Source organism: Acidovorax soli (assembly GCF_014207955.1).
GTDB classification, from domain to species: domain Bacteria; phylum Pseudomonadota; class Gammaproteobacteria; order Burkholderiales; family Burkholderiaceae_C; genus Acidovorax; species Acidovorax soli_A.
This window is the reverse complement of the sequence record NZ_JACHLK010000005.1, coordinates 15,546-34,073: the sequence shown is the minus strand read 5'-3', so window position 1 is coordinate 34,073 and position 18,528 is coordinate 15,546. Positions and strand designations below refer to the sequence as shown.

At 69.1% G+C, this 18,528-nt stretch carries 13 protein-coding genes and 1 tRNA gene; 11 read left to right on the top strand and 3 right to left on the bottom strand.

The genetic code is table 11. From position 1 onward, the window contains the following. The first annotated feature begins 4 nt into the window (after window positions 1-4). The 4 genes from HNP48_RS14190 to HNP48_RS14175 all read left to right on the top strand — a co-directional run bounded on the left by HNP48_RS14190 (window position 5) and on the right by HNP48_RS14175 (window position 3,856). Entirely contained in the window at window positions 5-895 is an 891-nt protein-coding gene (locus tag HNP48_RS14190; protein ID WP_184857944.1) for a dioxygenase, read from the top strand. 10 nt (window positions 896-905) lie between these two features. Beyond that, window positions 906-1,712, top strand: coding sequence for a citryl-CoA lyase (locus tag HNP48_RS14185; protein ID WP_184857942.1), 807 nt, complete (start codon window positions 906-908; stop codon window positions 1,710-1,712). After that, window positions 1,709-2,662, top strand: a complete 954-nt coding sequence (locus HNP48_RS14180; RefSeq protein ID WP_184857940.1) for a tripartite tricarboxylate transporter substrate binding protein — start codon at window positions 1,709-1,711, stop codon at window positions 2,660-2,662. Before HNP48_RS14185 ends, HNP48_RS14180 begins: the two co-directional genes overlap by 4 nt. A 219-nt stretch (window positions 2,663-2,881) precedes the next feature. Beyond that, a complete protein-coding gene (locus HNP48_RS14175) occupies window positions 2,882-3,856 on the top strand; it encodes a tripartite tricarboxylate transporter substrate binding protein (RefSeq protein WP_184857938.1) in 975 nt (324 codons plus the stop codon). 12 nt (window positions 3,857-3,868) lie between these two features. Here the strand turns inward: HNP48_RS14175 and HNP48_RS14170 are convergent, their stop codons facing one another. Further along, window positions 3,869-4,024 carry a hypothetical protein gene (locus HNP48_RS14170; protein WP_184857936.1) on the bottom strand — a complete coding sequence of 52 codons (156 nt, stop codon included), beginning with the start codon at window positions 4,022-4,024 and terminating at the stop codon, window positions 3,869-3,871. Window positions 4,025-4,160: 136 nt separating this feature from the next. Then, the gene (locus HNP48_RS14165) at window positions 4,161-6,617 is read right to left on the bottom strand and encodes a UvrD-helicase domain-containing protein (RefSeq protein ID WP_184857934.1); all 2,457 of its coding nucleotides are present in this window, start codon (window positions 6,615-6,617) and stop codon (window positions 4,161-4,163) included. Window positions 6,618-6,648: 31 nt separating this feature from the next. Between HNP48_RS14165 and HNP48_RS14160 the strand changes: the two genes are divergently transcribed. Beyond that, window positions 6,649-7,365, top strand: a complete 717-nt coding sequence (locus tag HNP48_RS14160) for a hypothetical protein (protein WP_184857932.1) — start codon at window positions 6,649-6,651, stop codon at window positions 7,363-7,365. Window positions 7,366-7,593: 228 nt separating this feature from the next. After that, entirely contained in the window at window positions 7,594-8,571 is a 978-nt protein-coding gene (locus tag HNP48_RS14155) for a GMP reductase (RefSeq protein WP_184857930.1), read from the top strand. A gap of 16 nt (window positions 8,572-8,587) precedes the next feature. Here the strand turns inward: HNP48_RS14155 and HNP48_RS14150 are convergent, their stop codons facing one another. Beyond that, the gene (locus tag HNP48_RS14150) at window positions 8,588-9,484 is read right to left on the bottom strand and encodes an alpha/beta hydrolase (RefSeq protein WP_184857928.1); all 897 of its coding nucleotides are present in this window, start codon (window positions 9,482-9,484) and stop codon (window positions 8,588-8,590) included. An 89-nt stretch (window positions 9,485-9,573) separates the two neighbouring features. Here HNP48_RS14150 and HNP48_RS14145 point away from each other — a divergent pair, with 89 nt between their 5' ends. The 5 genes from HNP48_RS14145 to HNP48_RS14125 all read left to right on the top strand — a co-directional run bounded on the left by HNP48_RS14145 (window position 9,574) and on the right by HNP48_RS14125 (window position 18,527). Continuing rightward, entirely contained in the window at window positions 9,574-10,506 is a 933-nt protein-coding gene (locus HNP48_RS14145; protein WP_184857926.1) for an NAD(P)-dependent oxidoreductase, read from the top strand. Between the two features lie 101 nt (window positions 10,507-10,607). Beyond that, window positions 10,608-10,683 (top strand) — tRNA-Lys (locus HNP48_RS14140). Window positions 10,684-11,117: 434 nt separating this feature from the next. Next, entirely contained in the window at window positions 11,118-13,475 is a 2,358-nt protein-coding gene (gene bcsB / locus HNP48_RS14135) for a cellulose biosynthesis cyclic di-GMP-binding regulatory protein BcsB (protein WP_184858595.1), read from the top strand. Then, entirely contained in the window at window positions 13,468-14,622 is a 1,155-nt protein-coding gene (gene bcsZ, locus HNP48_RS14130) for a cellulose synthase complex periplasmic endoglucanase BcsZ (protein ID WP_184857924.1), read from the top strand. The genes bcsB and bcsZ overlap by 8 nt, the downstream gene beginning before the upstream one ends. A 5-nt stretch (window positions 14,623-14,627) precedes the next feature. Further along, the gene (locus tag HNP48_RS14125; RefSeq protein ID WP_184857922.1) at window positions 14,628-18,527 is read left to right on the top strand and encodes a cellulose synthase subunit BcsC-related outer membrane protein; all 3,900 of its coding nucleotides are present in this window, start codon (window positions 14,628-14,630) and stop codon (window positions 18,525-18,527) included. The last annotated feature ends 1 nt before the right edge of the window (window position 18,528 follow it).

Genomic DNA, 18,528 nt, shown 5'->3' with positions numbered 1-18,528 from the left:
AACAATGACCCCATCGAACGAGAACGAGTTGACCCAGGCCGTGCTGCAGCGCCTGGAGGGCGCGGGCGACCCGCGCTTTGCCGAGATCATGCGATCCCTGGTCACGCACCTGCACGCCTTCATCCGCGAAGTGGATCTGAAGCCCGATGAGTGGATGCAGGGCATCGAATTCCTCACCGCCGTGGGCAAGGCCTGCACGGGCCAGCGGCAGGAATTCATCCTGCTGTCGGACACGCTGGGCGCCTCGATGATGGTGGTGATGCTCGACCAGTTGCGCGCCACGGCCCATGCCAAGGGCAGCCAGCGCATGACCGAAGCCACCGAGGCCACGGTGCAAGGCCCCTACTACTGGGAGGGTGCGCCCGAGCTGCCGCTGGGCGCCAACCTGTCCGAAGGCGTGAAGGGCGAACCCACTTTCTACAGCGGCCGCGTGACCGACACGCACGGCCAGCCGCTGGCCGGCGCGCTGCTCGACATCTGGTCGGGCGACGGCGAGGGCGTGTACGACATGCAGGTCGAAGGCTCGGGCATGGCGGCGCGCGCCCGCATCCGCACCGACGACCAGGGCCGCTACTGGTTCTGGTCCATCCGCCCGAGCTTCTACCCCGTGCCGGTCGATGGCCCCGTGGGCCGCATGCTCGACGGCATGGGCCGCCACCCCAACCGGCCGGGGCACATCCACATGATGGTTTCGGCGCCAGGGCACGCACGGGTGACCACCCACCTCTTCGTGGCGAACAGCCCCTACATCGAGTCGGACGCCGTGTTCGGCGTGCGGCCCAGCCTGATCGTGGACTTCGAGCAGCATGCCGCAGGCCAGGCGCCCGACGGGACGGCCCAGGCCGCGCCCTGGTGGTCGGCGCACTACGACTTCCGCCTCGAACCCCAACACTGAGACCTGCCCCATGAAAATCGGAAAATCCACCGTCCCGCGCACCGCCATCTGCACCTCCGACGAGCACACCATCGTCGTGCGCGGCCAGGACCTGTGCCAGGACCTGATCGGCCACCTGTCGTTTGCCGACTATTTCTTTCTGCTGCTCACCGGTCGCCGGCCCGACGCGGCCTGCAGCGCGGTGCTCAACGCCACGCTGGTGGCGATTGCCGAGCACGGCCTGGTGCCCAGCGTGCAGGCCAGCCGCATGACCTTTGCGGCGGCGCCCGATGCGCTGCAGGGCGCGGTGGCGGCCGGCATCCTGGGCTGCGGCTCGGTGATCCTGGGCGCCTCGGAAACGGCGGGCCGCCTGTTCGCTGACGTGGCGGCGCGCATCGATGCCGGCGCCACGCTCGACGAGGCCGCCACCGCGGTCATCACCGAACTCAAGGCCGCACGCCGCGCCATCCCGGGCTACGGCCACCCGCTGCACAAGGAGGTGGACCCGCGCGTGGGCCGGCTCATCGCCGTGGCCACCGAGGCCGGCGCCGACCTGCGCTATGTGCAGATCGCCCAGGCGCTGGAAAAGGTGATCCCGGGCATCGTGGGCAAGGAGCTGCGCCTGAACGTCTCGGCCGCGATCCCGGCCGTGCTGATGGGCGTGAGCTTCCCGGTGGCCTCGCTGCGCGGCGTGCCCATCCTGGCGCGCACCGCGGGGCTGATCGCCCACCTGGCCGAAGAGGCCGAGACGCCCAGCGGCTTCGCGCTGTCCTACCAGGCCACGCGCGAGCTGCAGTACGAGGGCGAGGTGCCCGCAGGCTTTGGGGAGGCGCCATGAAGCGCCGCCAGATCCTCGCCGCCACGGCCCTGGCGCTTGTGGCCGCCGGCGCCAGCGCCCAGGGCAATGGCCGCCCCCTCAAGCTCGTCGTGCCCTTTGCGGCCGGCACCTCGACCGACATCGTGGGCCGCGTGCTGGCCGAGGCCCTGGGCCGCCAGCTCGGGCAGACGGTGGTGGTGGAGAACAAGCCCGGCGCGGGTGGCACCATCGGCAGCGAGATGGTGGCGCGTGCGGGCGCCGATGCGAACACCCTGCTCATGGGCACCGTGGGCACGCACGCCATCAACCCCACGCTGTACAAGAAGCTGCCCTACCAGCCCGTGCGCGACTTCGTGCCGCTGGGCTTTGCAGGCGCCACGCCCACCCTGCTCGTGGTGCCGGCCAGCGCGCCCTGGAAGAGCGTGGCCGACCTGCGCCAGGCCAGTGGCAAGGCGGTGAGCTTTGCCTCGGCGGGCAACGGCACCTCGGGCCACCTGGCGGGCGAGACGCTCAACATCCGCCTGGCCAAGGACTTCGTGCACGTGCCCTACCGCGATGGCGCCCAGGCGCTCACCGAGCTGATGGGCGGCAACGTGCAGTTCATGTTCTACCACCCGGCCGCCGTGCTGCCGCACATCCGCGCGGGCAAGCTGCGCGCGCTGGGCGCATCGAGCGCCAGGCGCAGCGCCGCGGCCCCGGACGTGCCCACGCTGGCCGAGCAGGGCGTGGCGGACTTCGACCTGGTGGCCTGGTTCATGCTGTATGCGCCCGCCTCCATGCCGGCCGCGCAGCGCGACCCGCTGCGCGATGCCACGCAGGCCGTGCTGGCCCAGGCCGAGGTGCGCGAGAAGCTCGCTGCCCAGGGCATTGAATCCGCCGCCATGAATGCGGCCGAGATGGCCGCCTTCGGCACGGCCGAAATCGCCAAGTGGGGTGAGGCGGTGAAACGATCCGGTGCCCAGGTCGACTGACCCCAGACCCAGCCATGAAACCCCAACCCACAGCCCGCCCGGATCGGCGGCGGCTCTGGCGCAGCCATGCCCGGTCCGAAAGGAGTGACGCCATCGATTGACCGAGGGACGGAGCGATCCACACGACGCGGCGCGCGCCATGGCGGCGAGGCACCGCAGACATTCCAAGCAAGCCAACCACACAAGCGGGCACGAATGACCCGCCACAGGAGACAAGCCATGCGCAGAAAAATGCTGATGAAGACGATGCTGGTGCTGGCCACCAGCGCACTGCTGGGCGGCACCGCCCTGGCCCAGGGGGCCGAGTGGCCGAGCAAGCCCATCAAGATCGTGGTGGGCTTTGCGCCCGGCACGCCGCCGGACATCTTTGCCCGCATGTACGGCGACTACGTGGGCAAGAAGCTCGGCGTGCCGCTGGTGATCGACAACCGGCCCGGCACGGCGGGCAACCTGGCCTCGGACGCGGTGGCCAAGTCGCCGGCGGACGGCTACACCTTCGTGTACAACCTGTCCACGGCCTTCACCATCAACCCCTACATCTACAGCAAGCTGCCCTTCGACCCCGACAAGGACCTGGTGCCCGTGGCCACCACCATGCGCCAGGGCCTGGTGCTGATAGCGACCAACAAGTTCCCGGCCAAGACCGTCAAGGACATGGTGGCCGCCGCCAAGGCCAAGCCGGGCATCTACTCGCATGCCTCCTACGGCGCGGGCAGCCCTTCGCAGCTGATCGTCGAGTCGCTCAAGGACGAGGTCGGCATCGACATGCTGCACGTGCCCTACCGCGCCAGCCCCATCGCCGATCTGGTGGGCGGCCAGGTGGACACGCTGATGGAGCCCATCGCCACGGGCTACCAGCTCATCAGCAGCGGCAAGGTGCAGGCGCTCGCCTATTCGGGCCCCACGCGCCACCCGGCCCTGCCCGACGTGCCCACTCTGTCGGAGGTGATGCCCGGCTTCTCCATGATGTCCTGGCATGGCATCTGGGCGCCCGCGGCCACGCCCCAGCCCATCCTCACCCGCTTCAACGCGCTGATGGTGGAGGCCAGCAAGGACCCCGACCTGTCGCGCCGCATCCGGGAACTGCACAGCGAGCCCCTGGGCGCGACACGCACCGAGATGGCCGCCATGGTGCGCCGCGATGCGGAGATCTACAGCCGCGTGGTCAAGGCGCGCAATATCAAGGTCGATTGATCCGCTGCTTGGCTATCGGGCTGGCGCAGGGGCAGGTGCCACAGCAGGAGGCGGCGCCTCCTGCGCCTTGGGCTTGGGCACCTTGTCGCAGCCGCTCAGGGCCGCCAGGGCCAGCGCACAGACGCCGGCCACGGCCGCGCGGGACAGGGCAGATGGATGGAACAGCATGGGCGCAAACCTCCCTGGCCGTCGAAACGGAGGGCGTGCGCCGGACGGCGCGGGCGCAGCCCTTTCGGGCCTCCATCTTGCGCCCCCGGGCTTGCGATGTCTGTAAGAAAGGGCGCCAACAAGGCGCGCCCGGTCGTCAATCGACGATGGTGAGCTTGGCCACCGACAGCGCCAGCCACTTGGTGCCATGGCGCGGAAAGCTGATCTGCGCGCGCGCATCGTCGCCCGTGCCTTCGAGCGCCAGCACCTTGCCCTCGCCGAACTTGGTGTGGAACACCGCCAGCCCCACGCGCAGGCCGTGCGAGGGCGCGGCCTTCTGCACCGGCACCGGCGGGCTGGCGAAGTGCTCGCTGCGCACGGCGCCGTAGCCGCTGCGGTCGCGCTGGGCAAAGGGGTTGCCGCCACCCGTGTTGGGCGCATAGCTGCCAAAGCCCTGTTGTTTGGGTGTGATCCACTTGAGCGCCGACTCGGGCAACTCGTCGAAGAAGCGGCTCTTGATGTTGTAGCGCGTCTGGCCGTGCAGCAGGCGGGTCTGTGAATGGCTCAGGTACAGGCGCTTGCGCGCGCGGGTGATGGCCACGTACATCAGGCGGCGCTCTTCCTCCAGGCCTTCGCGTTCGTTGGCCGAGTTCTCGTGCGGGAACAGGCCCTCCTCCATGCCGCCGATGAACACGCCGTCGAACTCCAGACCCTTGCTGGCGTGCACCGTCATCAGCTGCACGGCGTCCTGCCCGGCCTGGGCCTGGTTGTCGCCGGCCTCCAGCGCCGCATGGGTCAGGAAGGCGGCCAGGGGTGAGAGGGTCTCGCCCGTGTCGGCATCGACGATGCCGGCCACTGCGGGCAGGGCCTCGTCGGTCACGGGGGCATTAGGGTCCAGGCCCTGGCTGGCGGGGCTTTGCGTGAGGCGGTCGTTGCGCAGCTCGTCCACGGGCAGGGCCACGGCGTCGCGGCCAAAGCCCTCCTGCGTGACGAAGCTTTCGGCCGCGTTGACCAGTTCCTCCAGGTTCTCGATGCGGTCAGCGCCTTCCTTTTCGGTGCGGAAATGCTCCACCAGGCCCGTGGACTGCAGCATGGTCTCGATGATCTTGCGCAGGTTCATGCCCTCGGTCTGCTCGCGCAGCACGTCGACCATGGCGACAAAGGCCGAGAGGTTGGCGCCGGCCTTGCCGGGCACGGCGCTCACGCCGTCGTGCAGCGAGCAGCCGGCGGCGCGTGCCGCGTCCTGCAGCACCTCGATGCTGCGCGCGCCGATGCCGCGCGGCGGGAAGTTGACCACGCGCAGAAAGCTCGTGTCGTCGTGCGGGTTCTCCAAGAGGCGCAGGTAGGCCAGCGCGTGCTTGATTTCGGCGCGCTCGAAGAAGCGCAGGCCGCCATACACGCGGTAGGGCACGCTGGCGTTGAACAGGGCCGATTCGATCACCCGGCTTTGCGCATTGCTGCGGTAGAGCACGGCGATCTCCTTGCGCTCGAAGCCGTCGCTGCGCACCAGTTGCTTGATCTCATCCACCATCCACTGCGCCTCGGCCAGGTCGGTGGTGGCCTCGTACACGCGCACCGGTTCGCCCGGGCCCTGCGTGGTGCGCAGGTTCTTTCCCAGGCGGCGGCTGTTGTGGCTGATCAGGGCGTTGGCCGAGTCGAGGATGTTGCTGTAGCTGCGGTAGTTTTGCTCCAGCTTGATCTGTTGCTGCACGTCGAACTCGCGCACGAAGTCGGCCATGTTGCCCACGCGCGCACCGCGGAAGGCATAGATGCTCTGGTCGTCGTCGCCCACGGCGATCACGCTGCCGCGCGCCTCGTAGCGCCCGCCCACGTCGTTGCCCGCCAGCTGCTTGAGCCAGGCGTACTGCAGCTTGTTGGTGTCCTGGAACTCGTCCACCAGGATGTGCGCAAAGCGGCGCTGGTAGTGCTCGCGGATGGCATCGTTGTCGCGCAGCAGCTCATAGCTGCGCAGCATGAGCTCGCCGAAGTCGACCACACCCTCGCGCTGGCACTGCTCTTCGTACAGCTGGTAGATCTCGACCTTCTTGCGGCCATCGCTGTCGTGGGCGTGCACGTCGCCCGGGCGCATGCCCTCTTCCTTGCAGCCGGCGATGAAGTACACCAGTTGCTTGGGCGGAAAACGTTCTTCGTCAACGTTGTGCTGCTTGCACAGGCGCTTGACGGCCGAGAGCTGGTCCTGCGTGTCCAGGATCTGGAACGACTGCGGCAGGCCGGCCGGCTTGTGGTGGGCGCGCAGCAGCCGGTTGCACAGGCCGTGGAAGGTGCCTATCCACATGCCGCGCACGTTCACGGGCAGCATGGCCGACAGACGGGCCACCATTTCCTTGGCCGCCTTGTTGGTGAAGGTCACGGCCAGGATGCCGCCCGGCGTGGCATAGCCGTTCTGCAGCAGCCAGGCGATGCGGGTGGTGAGCACCCGGGTCTTGCCCGAGCCGGCACCGGCCAGGATGAGCGCATGCCCCGCCGGCAGGGTGACGGCGGCCAGCTGCTCGGGGTTCAGGTTGGCCAGCAGGGGGGGCGTGGCAGAGGGGGCCGCAGGCGTGGAGGGCTCCAGGGGCTCGGGCGCACCCGGAAACAGGTCTTGTGGGAACATGGGGGCATTGTAGAAAGCGCAAGCACCTGCCATGAAAAACATTGCCCCTGCCGCAGCCATGCTGCTGGCCCTGCACGCCCCCCACCTCGCGGCCCAGTCGAGCTGCAGCAGCGACGGCGTACCCCGCCCCACTGCCCTGTTCGAGCGCTTCGTGAGCGCCGACTGCGACAGCTGCTGGGCCGACAAGGCCACGCCGGCCCCCAAGGCGCCCGGCACCGTGGTGCTGGACTGGATCGTGCCCGGCACCCAGGGCGACGATGCCCCGCTGTCGGCCGCCGCCACGCGCGACGCGCTGGCCCGCCTGGCGGCCCTGGGCCGCACCGCCCCCAAGGCCACGGACGTGAACACCGCCCCCGTGCAGGGCGTGCAGGGCAGCCGGCTGCGCGTGTCGCACGGGCCGGCCTTCAACGACTATGTAGGCGCCTCCATCGCCTTCTCGCCGGTGGCCACACGGGGGACGCCCCCTGCAGCAGGCCCCGATGCCGGCGGTTTCTACCTGCTGCTGGTCGAAGCCATTCCCGCGGGAACCGAGGGCTCGCCCGTGGCGCGCAACCTGGTGCGCAACGTCTACCAGCGCGCGCTCGACAACCCGCACACCCTGTCCAAGGGCGAGCGCTCGGGCTGGCGCGACTCGCGCCCGATCTACATCCCCGAAGGCACCAAGACCGACCGCCTGCACCTGGTGGGCTGGGTGCAGGACAAGGACGGCCGCATCATCGATGCGGCGCAGTCGCGCTGCGTGCCCTAGAACCCGATGCCGATGGGGTAGATACGAGTAGGGATATACCGGCGCGCGCTGGCGCGGGTAGAATCAATCACCGGGCCCAAGTTTCTTGCAGCCCGGTTTTTTTGCGCCTGCGCACAGCAGGGTTCGTTGCGTTCTTCTCGAACGCAACCGCAGAGCCGGTCTCCAGGCCAAGCGCCCACCACAGCAGAAATTGGTTTGCTGTGTCCTTTTATGGAGCTTGGAAATCTCATGGAAATCTTCGACTACGACAATATCCTCTTGCTGCCGCGCAAGTGCCGGGTGGAAAGCCGCTCGGAATGCGATGCCGGCGTGGAGCTGGGCGGGCGCACCTTCCGCCTGCCGGTCGTACCCGCCAACATGAAGACGGTGGTGGACGAGAGCATCTGCGCCTGGATGGCGCAAAACGGCTACTTCTACGTCATGCACCGCTTCGACCTGGACAACGTGCAGTTCGTCAAGGACATGCACGCCAAGGGCTGCTTCGCCTCGATCTCGCTGGGCGTCAAGCAACCCGACTACGACACCGTGGACCAACTGGCCGCGGCCGGCATCACTCCCGAGTACGTGACCATCGACATCGCGCACGGCCATGCCGACAGCGTGAAGAACATGATCGGCTACCTCAAGTCCAAGCTGCCCGCCACCTTCGTGATCGCCGGCAACGTGGCCACGCCCGAGGCGGTGATCGACCTGGAGAACTGGGGCGCCGACGCCACCAAGGTGGGCGTGGGCCCGGGCAAGGTCTGCATCACCAAGCTCAAGACCGGTTTCGGCACGGGCGGCTGGCAGCTGTCGGCGCTCAAGTGGTGCGCGCGCGTGGCCACCAAGCCCATCATTGCCGACGGCGGCATCCGCAGCCATGGCGACATCGCCAAGAGCATCCGCTTCGGCGCCAGCATGGTCATGATCGGCTCGCTGTTCGCGGGGCACGAGGAATCGCCCGGCAAGACCGTGGAACTCGACGGCGCCCTGTACAAGGAGTACTACGGCTCGGCCAGCGACTTCAACAAGGGCGAGTACAAGCACGTCGAGGGCAAGCGCATCCTCGAACCCATCAAGGGCAAGCTGGCCAACACACTGGTCGAGATGGAACAGGACGTGCAAAGCTCCATCAGCTACGCCGGCGGCAAGAAGCTCATGGACATCCGCAAGGTGAACTACGTGATCCTGGGCGGCGACAACGCGGGCGAGCACCTGCTGATGTAAACCCCAGGGGCCGGCCTCAGGCCCTCAGCAGGATGAGCGCCATATGGTGCACGTCATGCCCGGGCTTGGCCAGGGCATCGACGATGCTGAAATGGTTCAGGCCCTCCTGCACCTGGCAGCGCGGCACGGCGGCCGAGCCCCAGGCGTCCTGCACCAGGCGCGCCTGGCGCAGGAACTCCGGGCTCTCGTCACCGCCCACGGCGCAGTACAGCATGCCCTGGCCGGGTGCCTGCAGGCGGGCCGGGCTGTACTGCAGCACCTGCTGCTCGGTGAGCTTGAGCGTCTCCTGCAAAAAGGGCGTATGCATCAGCGGATCAAGGTCGTGCAGGCCCGAGATCGACAGCGCGTTGCGCACCGCGCCATCGGGCAGGTTGCCGATCAGGGGCCAGACGCTGGTGAGCAGCATGGCCGCCAGTTGCCCACCTGCCGAATGGCCTGCCACCGTGATGCGGTGCGGATCGCCTCCATAGCGCCCAATGTTCTGCCAGATCCAGGCAATGGCCTTTTCCATCTGCCGCATGATCTGGGGAATGCCCACCGGCGCCTCGGGCGTGCCCGGGCACAGCGCATAGTTGACCACCACCACGCAGACGCCCTCGCGGTTGAAGGCCGGCGCGATGAAGGAGTGGTCGGACTTGTCGAGCGCACGCCAGTAGCCGCCGTGGATGAAGACCAGCACCGGCGCCCCCTTGCCGGAGCCGGGCGGCAGCTGGGTGGTGGGAAACACATCCAGGGTCTCGCGCGTGCCCTTGCCATAGGCCAGGTCGGGCACGCAGGGGTGCTCGGCCCGCACCTGGGCCGACTCCTTGGCCCAGCGCGCGAAGTAGTTCACATGCTCGGGCACCAGGGCCCGGTTGTTGTACATCAGCTCCAGCCAGGAGGGGTCGTGCGGCGTTTTCGTGTCCAGGGCCATGGGGTGTTCTCCTCTGGCGCAACATCATCCTGGCAAGCGACGCCGACTGCAAGCCCGCTGACAGGCTGGCGCGGCAAAAAGCGCCGATGATGGCGGCAGAGACCAGCAAGCACACCCGGAGACAGACCATGAACAACAACAACACCCCTCGCCTGCGCACCGCCGTCCTGGGCATCGGCATGATGGGCGCGCCCATGGCGCGCCGGCTGCACGCCGCCGGCCACGAGGTGCATGCCTGGAACCGCACGCGTGCGGCGGCCGAGCCGCTCGCGGCCGATGGCATCACCGTGCACTCCGATGTGCGCGATGCCGTGGCCGGCGCGGACGTGGTGATCAGCCTGCTGGCCAACGGCCCCGTGGTGGGCGAGGTACTGTTCGGGCTGGGTGCGGCCCAGGCCCTGCGCCGCGATGCACTGTTCATCGACATGGCCTCGATCCAGCCGCGCGAGGCGCGCGACCACGCGGCCCGCCTGGGCGAGATGGGCATCGCCCACCTCGACGCCCCGGTTTCCGGCGGCACCGTGGGGGCCGAGAACGGCACCCTGGCCATCATGGCCGGGGGCCGGCCCGAGGACTATGCGCGCGCCCAGCCTGTCTTCGCGGCCTTTGGCCGGGCCACGCACGTGGGACCGCACGGCGCAGGCCAGCTCGCCAAGCTGGCCAACCAGATGATCGTGGGCATCACCATCGGCGCCGTGGCCGAGGCTCTGCTGTTTGCCGCCAAGGGCGGGGCCGACATGGCCAAGGTGCGCGAAGCCATCAGCGGCGGCTTTGCCGACAGCCGCATCCTGCAGCTGCACGGCCAGCGCATGGTGGAGCGCAACTTCGCCCCCCAGGGCCGCATGACCGTGCAGCTCAAGGACATGCGCAACGCCCTGGCCACGGCCAGCGAGATCGGCTTCGATGCGCCCATCACCGAACTGTTCGAGGCGCTGTACGCCCAGGGGGTGGAGCACGGCCTGGGCGAGCTGGACCACAGCGGCCTGTTTGTGGAGCTGGCCAGCCGCAATGCGATGCCGTGAGTGAAAAAAGTGAAGAAATTTGGTTCGGATTTGCCAACGCCCCAAAAACTAGTGCATAATTCGAGGCTCTGCAGCGATGCAGACAGATCAACAAAAGATTTGGGTTCTTAGCTCAGTTGGTAGAGCAGCGGACTCTTAATCCGTAGGTCGAGTGTTCGAGTCACTCAGGACCCACCAAATCTCAGCCGCAAGGCACATGAAGCCGATGCATCCGAACAGGAGCATCGGCTTTCTTGTTTCCGGCGCCAGCCAGGCGGCCGCCCCCTCCCACCCCACCTCTGCCACGCCCACCACCGGTCGGGCACGGCCTGCTTTCCCGACCAAAGCCAGCGTGAATTTTGCGCGACAGGAATATTTTTTCTGCCTGCGCATCCAATCGGTTTTTTCCTGCGTACCGGCAGGTACGCGACCTGTCTCTTTGTGCCCAAATTGCAAACTAGTGTCTTTCTGCATTCCATAGTCAAAATTTATCAATACACTTTGTCACGCCAATGACATCGTGGGCCGATATGTCGCGGGCGCCCTTTGCACCACCACGCCAGAACACCTTCCAAAGCACCGTGATCTCTCGTCGAAAAACCACCCAAACAGTTCCCCTGCTGGCTGCGTTGATGGCCCTGGGATGGACCGCCGCCCCGCTTCCCCTCGCCCATGCCCAGGCGACCTCGGCCCAGGAATCGCCGGCCAAGGAGCGCGCCCGGGCGCGTGCAGCCCGTGCAGCAGCGGCTGCCGCTGCGGCGGCCCCGGCCGTGGCCGCGAGCCCTGCCCCCGCGGCAGGTGCCACAGCTGTGGCAGCGCCTGCCGCACCGGCCTTGCCCCTGCGCCAGTGGAAGACCAGCCTCAAGGACCTGGGCCTGGCGCGCCCCGTCTCCCTGCGCGGCGTGGAGAGCGAAGCGAGTATCGGCGTGGGCGTGCGGCGCGACGAGGTGGTGGAGGCCGCCCGGCTGCGCCTGACCTTCACGCTCTCGCCCGCGCTGATCCCCAGCCTGTCGCACCTCAAGGTGATCCTCAACGACGAGACGCTGCAGACCATCGTGCTCGACAAGGAGCGCTTGGGCACGCCGCAGACGGTCGAGCTCAATATCGACCCGCGCTACTTCACCGACTACAACCGCTTTCGCTTCCAGTTCATCGGCCACTACACGATGGAATGCGAGGCGCCCAACCATTCGAGCCTGTGGGCCACCATCAGCAACGAGAGCCAGCTCGACCTGTCGCTGCGCCAGATCCCGCTGCGCGATGACCTGGCCCTGCTGCCCGCGCCCTTCTTCGATCCGCGCGACAACCGGCCGGTGAACCTGCCCTTCGTCTACGGCAGCAAGCCCAGCACGGGCACGCTCAAGGCCTCGGGTTCCATCGCCAGCTGGATCGGCATGCTCGCCGGCTACCGCGGCAACCAGTTCCCGGCGTTCGAGAACCAGCTGCCGCGCCAGCACGCCGTGGTGCTGGCCACCAACGACAACCGCCCCGCCTTCCTGCAGGCGATGGCGCCGGTCACCGAACCCACGCTCTCCGTGGTGCCCCACCCCGAGGTCCCCGGTGCCAAGCTGCTGCTGGTGCTGGGCAAGGACGATGCCCAGGTGCAGTTGGCCGCCGATGCGCTGGCCCTGGGCAAGGCCGTGCTCTCGGGCCAGACCATCGCCGTCAAGTCGCTCGACTACCCCGAACTGGCCAAGCCCTACGACGCGCCGCGCTGGATCACCACCAAGCGCCCGGTGCGCCTGGCCGAACTGGTGCAGAGCGCAGCCGACCTGCAGCTGCGCGGCTCGGTGCTCAACGACACGGTGAACGTCTACACGCGCATGGCGCCCGACCTGTTCACCTGGAACGCCAAGGGCGTGCCGCTGGACCTGACCTACCGCTACACGCCCAACAGCGTGTCGGACCATGGCGCGCTGAACATCTCGATCAACAACCAGTTCATCCAGTCCTACCCGCTGCAGTCGCGCGAGGACCGCACCAGCGGCAAGAGCACGGTGATGCTGCCGCTGTTCGACGACGGCAACGCCCAGACGCGCTCGGACCTGAAGATCCCGGCCTTCATGATCGGCGGCGACAACCAGCTGCAGTTCGCCTTCCAGATCCCGCCCAACGACCTGGGCCGCTGCAAGTCCGCACCGCCGACCGAGCTGTACGCGGCCATCGACCCGCAGTCCACCATCGACCTCACGGCCTTCCGCCACTACCTGGCCATGCCCAACCTGGCGGCCTATGCCAACAGCGGCTTCCCCTTCACGCGGGTGCCCGACCTGGCGCAGACCTCCATCATCCTGCCCAACCAGCCCACGACCTCGGACGTGGAGGTCTTCCTCACCGCCGTGGGCCGCATGAGCGCCTCCACCGGCTACCCCGGCACGCGCTTCAAGCTGCTGCGTGCGGCCGACGCCGACAAGGCTGCGGACACCGACATCCTGGTGATCTCGCAGGCCGACAGCGATGGCCTGCTGCAGAAGTGGCACAGCCACCTGCCGGCCCTGCTGGCGGCGGGCGCGCGCTCGGTGCAGCCGCTGGAGCGTGCCATGGGCTCCTTCATCGACCTGTTCAACCTCGAATCCAACCAGCGCCTGTCGGCCTCGGGCGGCCAGGCGATCCTGCAGGGCAACGGCCCGCTGGCGGCCGTCACGGGCTTCGAGTCCCCCCTGTCGGGCGGGCGCAGCGTGGTGGCGCTCACGGCCACCGACAAGGAGGCCATGTCCCTCTTGAGCCTGGGCCTGAACGACGCGGGCAAGATCAAGAGCCTGCGCGGCGACCTGGGACTGATGCGCGGCGACGCGATCGAGAGCTTCCGCATCAAGCCCGTGTACTACGTGGGCGACCTGCCCTGGTGGCAGCGCCTGTGGTTCCACATGCACAGCCACCCGCTGCTGCTGGCCCTGGTGGGCATCGGCACCGGCCTGCTCCTGACCTTCATCGTCTATGCCGCGCTGCGCAGCATGGCACGGCGCCGACTGGCGGCCCGCAATGACTGAGTTCCTGTCGCGCCGCACGGCACTGCAGGCCGGCGCCGGTGCCGCCCTGCTGGCCAGCCTGCCCACGGCACGGGCCCAGCAGGCGAGCGCCGCCGGCCGCCTGGCCTGGCCCGCCTGGGATGCCTTCAAGGCCCAGTTCATCAACGAAGGCGGCCGCGTGGTCTCCGATGACGATGGCGGCGGCCAGACCTACTCCGAAGGCCAGGCCTACGCGCTGTTCTTCGCGCTGGTGGCCAACGACCGGCCGATGTTCGACAAGCTGCTGCGCTGGACCGAGAACAACCTGTGCGGCGGCGACATGACGGCACGCCTGCCCGCCTGGCTCTGGGGCAAGCGCCCCGATGGCACCTGGGGCGTGATCGACAGCAACGCCGCCTCCGACGCCGACCTGTGGATCGCCTACGCCCTGGGCGAGGCCGGCCGGCTGTGGAACGAGCGCAGCTACCGCGCCCTGTCGGCCCTGCTCGCCGCGCGCGTGCTGCGCGAGGAAACCGCCGACATCCCGGGCCTGGGCCCCACGCTGCTGCCCGCACCCAAGGGCTTTGTGCAGGCCAATGGCCGCTGGCGCCTGAACCCCAGCTACCTGCCCATGCACCTGATGCACTGGCTGGCCGCCAGCGACCTGGACCCGCAGTGGAAGCCCCTGGTGGAAAGCTCGCTCAAGGTCATCCGCGGCTCGTCGCCCAAGGGCTTCACGCCCGACTGGACGGTGTACGACGCCAAGCAGGGTTTCCTGGTCGACACCGAAGGCAAGGAAAAGGGCCAGGGCACCTACAACGCCATCCGCGTCTACCTCTGGGCCGGCGTGATGCACCCCGACGCGCCGGGCCGCAAGGCCTTGCTCGACACCCTGGCGCCCATGGCGCGCTACGTGCGCGACCAGGGCTACCCGCCCGAGTCCATCGACATCCTGACCGGCCAGGCCTCGGGCCCGGCGCCCTCGGGCTTCTCGGCCGCGATGCTGCCCTTTCTGCGCGCCGTCGGCGACGACAAGGCCCTGCAATCGCAGCGCATGCGCCTGGAGGCCCGCCCCCTGCGGCCCACGGCCTACTACGAGCAGACCCTGGCCCTGTTCGGCCAGGGCGCCTTCGACGGGCAGTACCGCTTCACGGCCACCGGCCAGCTCATCGTGCGGTGGAAACCTTGATCCGAATGCCCTCCCGCCAATGGCTGCCCTCGCTCACCCTGCTGGCGGCCGCCTGCCTGCCCGCCAGCCACGGCGTGCTGGCCAGCGCACCGCCCGCCATCGAGGCCGAGCTGCTCAGCGGCGCGCGCCTGTGGGCATCGAAGAACCGGCCCGACATGGCGCGCCAGCTGATCGACAAGCTGCTGGCCATGGACCCCTACTCCCCCCAGGGCCTGGGCGCCCTGGGTGACCTAGCCCTGCGCGAGAAGAAGACCGAGGAGGCCAAGCGCATCCTGGAGACGCTGCGCACCCGCCACCCCCAGCACAAGGTCACGCAGGAGCTCGAAACCCTGGTGCGCGTGTACGGCCCCGAGCGCGAAAAGCTCTCGCAGATGCGCCTGATGGCGCGCGCCGGCCGCAAGGCCGAGGCCGCCGACCTGGCGCGTGAGCTGTTCCCGCAGGGCCCGCCCGAACTCGGCGGCCTGGCGCTCGAATACCACCAGATCATGGGGGGCTCGGGCGCCAAGGGCAGCGAGTCCGTGCGCCAGCTGGGCAAGCTCTACCAGGACACGGGCGAGTCGCGCTACCGCCTGGCCCAGCTAGAGATGCGCATGTACGGCGGCGAAAACCCCACGGCCGTGGTGCAGGAGATCGAAGCGCTCTCCAAACAACCCGACGTGAACGCCCAGCAGTTGCAGGACCTGTGGCGCCGCGCGGTGGACCGGCTGCCCAACACCGCCGGCAACCTGCCGCGCGTGCGCAGCTTTCTGCAGCGCTACCCCGGTGACCAGGCCATGGTGGAGCGCCTGGCCGCCATGCAGCAGGCCGTGGAGCGTGCCGAGCGTGCGGCGCGCGACCCCGCCAACATCGCGCGCAACGCCGCCCGCGTGGCCTTGGACCAGGGCAACACCGAGCGCGCCGAAGAGCAGCTGCAGACCGTGCTGGCGCTGCGCCCCTCCGATGGCGAGAGCCTGGGCAACCTGGGCATGATCCGCCTGCGCCAGGGCCAGCATGGAGAAGCCCAGGACCTGTTCGGCCAGGCCTTTGCGCTCACGCGCCAGGGCAAGTGGAAGGACCTGCAGGCCACGGCCCGGTTCTGGGGTTACCTGCGCCAGGCCGACGTGGCGCTGGAGAAGAACGAACTGGCCACGGCCGCCGACCTCGCAGGCCGGGCCCTGGCCATGCAACCGAACAATGCCGAAGCCCTGACCACGCTGGCCAGCATCCGCGACCTGCAGGGCGAGCGCACCCAGGCCGAAGCCCTGTACCAGAGCGCCCTCAAGGCCGAGGCCAACAACAGCTCGGCCTTCAAGGGATTGGCCGGGCTGTATGCACGCACGGGCCGCGCCGGCGAAGCCCTGGCGCTGCTGGAGAAAGCCTCTGCCAGCGACGCGACCCTGGGCGACAAGCTGGTCGGCACGCGGGCCGACATCCTCGGCGCCCAGGCCGACGAGCACCTGGCGGCCCAGCGCCTGAGCGCCGCCATGCGCACGCTGGAGTCGGCCGTGCTGCTCACGCCCGACGATGCCTGGCTGCGCCACCGCCTGGCACGCCTGTACCTGCGCCTGAACCTGCCGCGCGAGGCGCTGAGCGTGATGGACGATGGCGTGGCACGCACCACGGCCAGCGCACCAATGGCGGCGGAGGACCGCAGCGCCATGCGCTATGCGCGTGCGCTGGTCCGCTCGGCGGTGGACGATGACCAGGGCGCCCTCTCCGACCTGGCGCAGATCCCCACGGCCGCGCAGACCGATGCCATGCGCGCGCTGGTGCAGCGCTCCACGGTCAAATCGCTGGTGGCCCAGGGCGGCGCCAGCCGCAGCCCGGCGGAGGCCCAGGCCCTGCTCGACCGGGCCGAGCAGGTGGCCGGCAACGACGCCGAGCTGCTGTACGCCGTGGCCAACACCTGGTTCCGCCGTGCCCAGCCGGCGCGTGGCGTGGCCGTGTTCGACCGCCTGGCCGCACGCAGCCCCAGCCTGCCGATGGAGGTGCAGCTCGACCACGCCCTGCTGCTCAACCGTGCGCAGGACGACGTGGGCCTGGCGGCCCGCCTGCCCGCGCTGCTGCAGTCGCCCGGCTGGAGTGCCGAGCAGGAGACACGCCTCGTGGCCCTGTACACCGCACACCGCGAACGGCTCATCGAGCAGCAGCGCCAGGCCGGCCGCCTTGGCGAGGCCCTGCGCCTGGCACGCCAGCCCCTGCAACTGCCCGACACACCGGCCACCGCACAGCAGCGCACGCAGACCCAGGCCCGCCTGCTCCTGGCCGCCGGCGAATACGCCGATGCCGCCCGCTTGCTGGCCCCGCTGGCCCAGACCCAGCCCGAGAGCCTGGAGATCCGCATGGGCCTGGCGGATGCGCTGTCGCGCCTGGGCGACGCGCAGGCCACCACCGTGCACGCCCTGTGGCTGCAAGAGCACCTGCCGCCTGCCGATGCAGGCCAGCAACTGGCGCTGCTGCGCATCTGGCAGCGCGTGGGCCGCATGGACGAAGCGCGTGCGCTGTCCGTCCGGCTGCTGCAGGACTTTCCGCAGGACAGCGATGTGCTGCTGCACGCCGCGCGCCTGGAACGCGCCAACCGCAACTACGCGCAGGCCCTGGTGTTCTTCCGCAGCGCACTCACGCTGGAGACACGCGGCGCAGCCCTGCCGGCAGAGCCGGCTCCTGGCGAGCCCGCCGAGGCGGAAGCACCGCTGAAACTGCAGCAGAGCTACGCGCTCTCGCTGCCCGTGGACACGGCCGTGGTGGCCAAGATCCAGGGCGAGATCGATGCCATCGAGGCGCGCCGCCAGGTCTGGATCGAGGCCGCCCACACGGGCCTGCGCAAGAACTCCACCGAAGGCATCTCCAGCCTGCGCGGCTGGGAGCGGCCCGTGGTGGCCTGGATGCCGCGCGGCTACGACGGCCACTACTTTTTGCACGTGGACCGGGTCAAGCTCGACGCGGGCGAGCTGCCGGCCGATGGATCGGACTTCACCGACTTTGGCCAGATCGCGGCGCTGCCGCCCAACTCGCCCCTACTCTACCGGCGCCAGCGCGGCATGGGCACCAACCTGGGCTTCGGCTTCGTGGGCGATGATTTCCAGTGGGACATCGGTGCCACGGGCGTGGCCTTTCCGGTGACCAACCTCGTGGGGGGCGTCGCCAGGACGGGCACGCTGGGCCGCTACGGCTACAAGCTCGAAGCCTTTCGCCGGCCCATCACGGGCAGCCTGCTGTCCTATGCGGGCGCGCGCGACCCCATCACCGGCCAGGTGTGGGGCGGTGTGGTGGCCACCGGGGCGGCCGGCCGGCTGTCCACCGACTTCGGCCCCTACAGTGCCTCGGCCAGCCTGAACCTCGCCGCGCTCACGGGCAAGAACGTGGAAACCAACACCCGCGCCCAGCTGCGCGTGGCCGTGGACCGCGATGTCTGGAAGAGCGACGCCAGCGTGGTCAACACGGGGGTCACCTTCTCGGCCTGGCACTATGGCAAGGACCTGTCGGAGTACAGCTTCGGCCACGGCGGCTACTACAGCCCGCGCAGCTATGCCTCCATCGCGCTGCCCATTGAATGGAGCGGCCGCAAGGGCGCCTTCACCTGGCTGGCGCGCGGCGCCATCTCGGTCTCGCGCAGCAGCAGCGCCGACACCGACTACTTCCCGCAGAGCGCGCTGCTGCAGTCGCTGGCGCGCGCGCGCCTGGCCGAAAGCGGCAGCGTGCCGGTGTACACGGGCAGCTCGGGCTCGGGCTTCGGCCGCTCGTTCCGCGGGGTGCTGGAGTACCAGGTCAACAAGAACCTGTCGCTCGGTGCCCAGCTGGAGCTGGACCGCTCGGCCTACTACGCGCCCACCAACCTCATGGTCTACGGCCGCTACCGCTTCGACCCGGTGCTCGCGCCGCTGGAAAACCGCCCGCGCCCGGTGCAGCCCTATTCGAGTTTCTGAC

Coding starts and splice junctions, on each gene's coding strand:
- HNP48_RS14190 (WP_184857944.1), top strand. CDS start 5: ATGACCCCATCGAACGAGAACGAGTTGACCCAGGCCGTGCTGCAGCGC.
- HNP48_RS14185 (WP_184857942.1), top strand. CDS start 906: ATGAAAATCGGAAAATCCACCGTCCCGCGCACCGCCATCTGCACCTCC.
- HNP48_RS14180 (WP_184857940.1), top strand. CDS start 1,709: ATGAAGCGCCGCCAGATCCTCGCCGCCACGGCCCTGGCGCTTGTGGCC.
- HNP48_RS14175 (WP_184857938.1), top strand. CDS start 2,882: ATGCGCAGAAAAATGCTGATGAAGACGATGCTGGTGCTGGCCACCAGC.
- HNP48_RS14170 (WP_184857936.1), bottom strand. CDS start 4,024: ATGCTGTTCCATCCATCTGCCCTGTCCCGCGCGGCCGTGGCCGGCGTC.
- HNP48_RS14165 (WP_184857934.1), bottom strand. CDS start 6,617: ATGTTCCCACAAGACCTGTTTCCGGGTGCGCCCGAGCCCCTGGAGCCC.
- HNP48_RS14160 (WP_184857932.1), top strand. CDS start 6,649: ATGAAAAACATTGCCCCTGCCGCAGCCATGCTGCTGGCCCTGCACGCC.
- HNP48_RS14155 (WP_184857930.1), top strand. CDS start 7,594: ATGGAAATCTTCGACTACGACAATATCCTCTTGCTGCCGCGCAAGTGC.
- HNP48_RS14150 (WP_184857928.1), bottom strand. CDS start 9,484: ATGGCCCTGGACACGAAAACGCCGCACGACCCCTCCTGGCTGGAGCTG.
- HNP48_RS14145 (WP_184857926.1), top strand. CDS start 9,574: ATGGCGGCAGAGACCAGCAAGCACACCCGGAGACAGACCATGAACAAC.
- bcsB (WP_184858595.1), top strand. CDS start 11,118: ATGGCCCTGGGATGGACCGCCGCCCCGCTTCCCCTCGCCCATGCCCAG.
- bcsZ (WP_184857924.1), top strand. CDS start 13,468: ATGACTGAGTTCCTGTCGCGCCGCACGGCACTGCAGGCCGGCGCCGGT.
- HNP48_RS14125 (WP_184857922.1), top strand. CDS start 14,628: ATGCCCTCCCGCCAATGGCTGCCCTCGCTCACCCTGCTGGCGGCCGCC.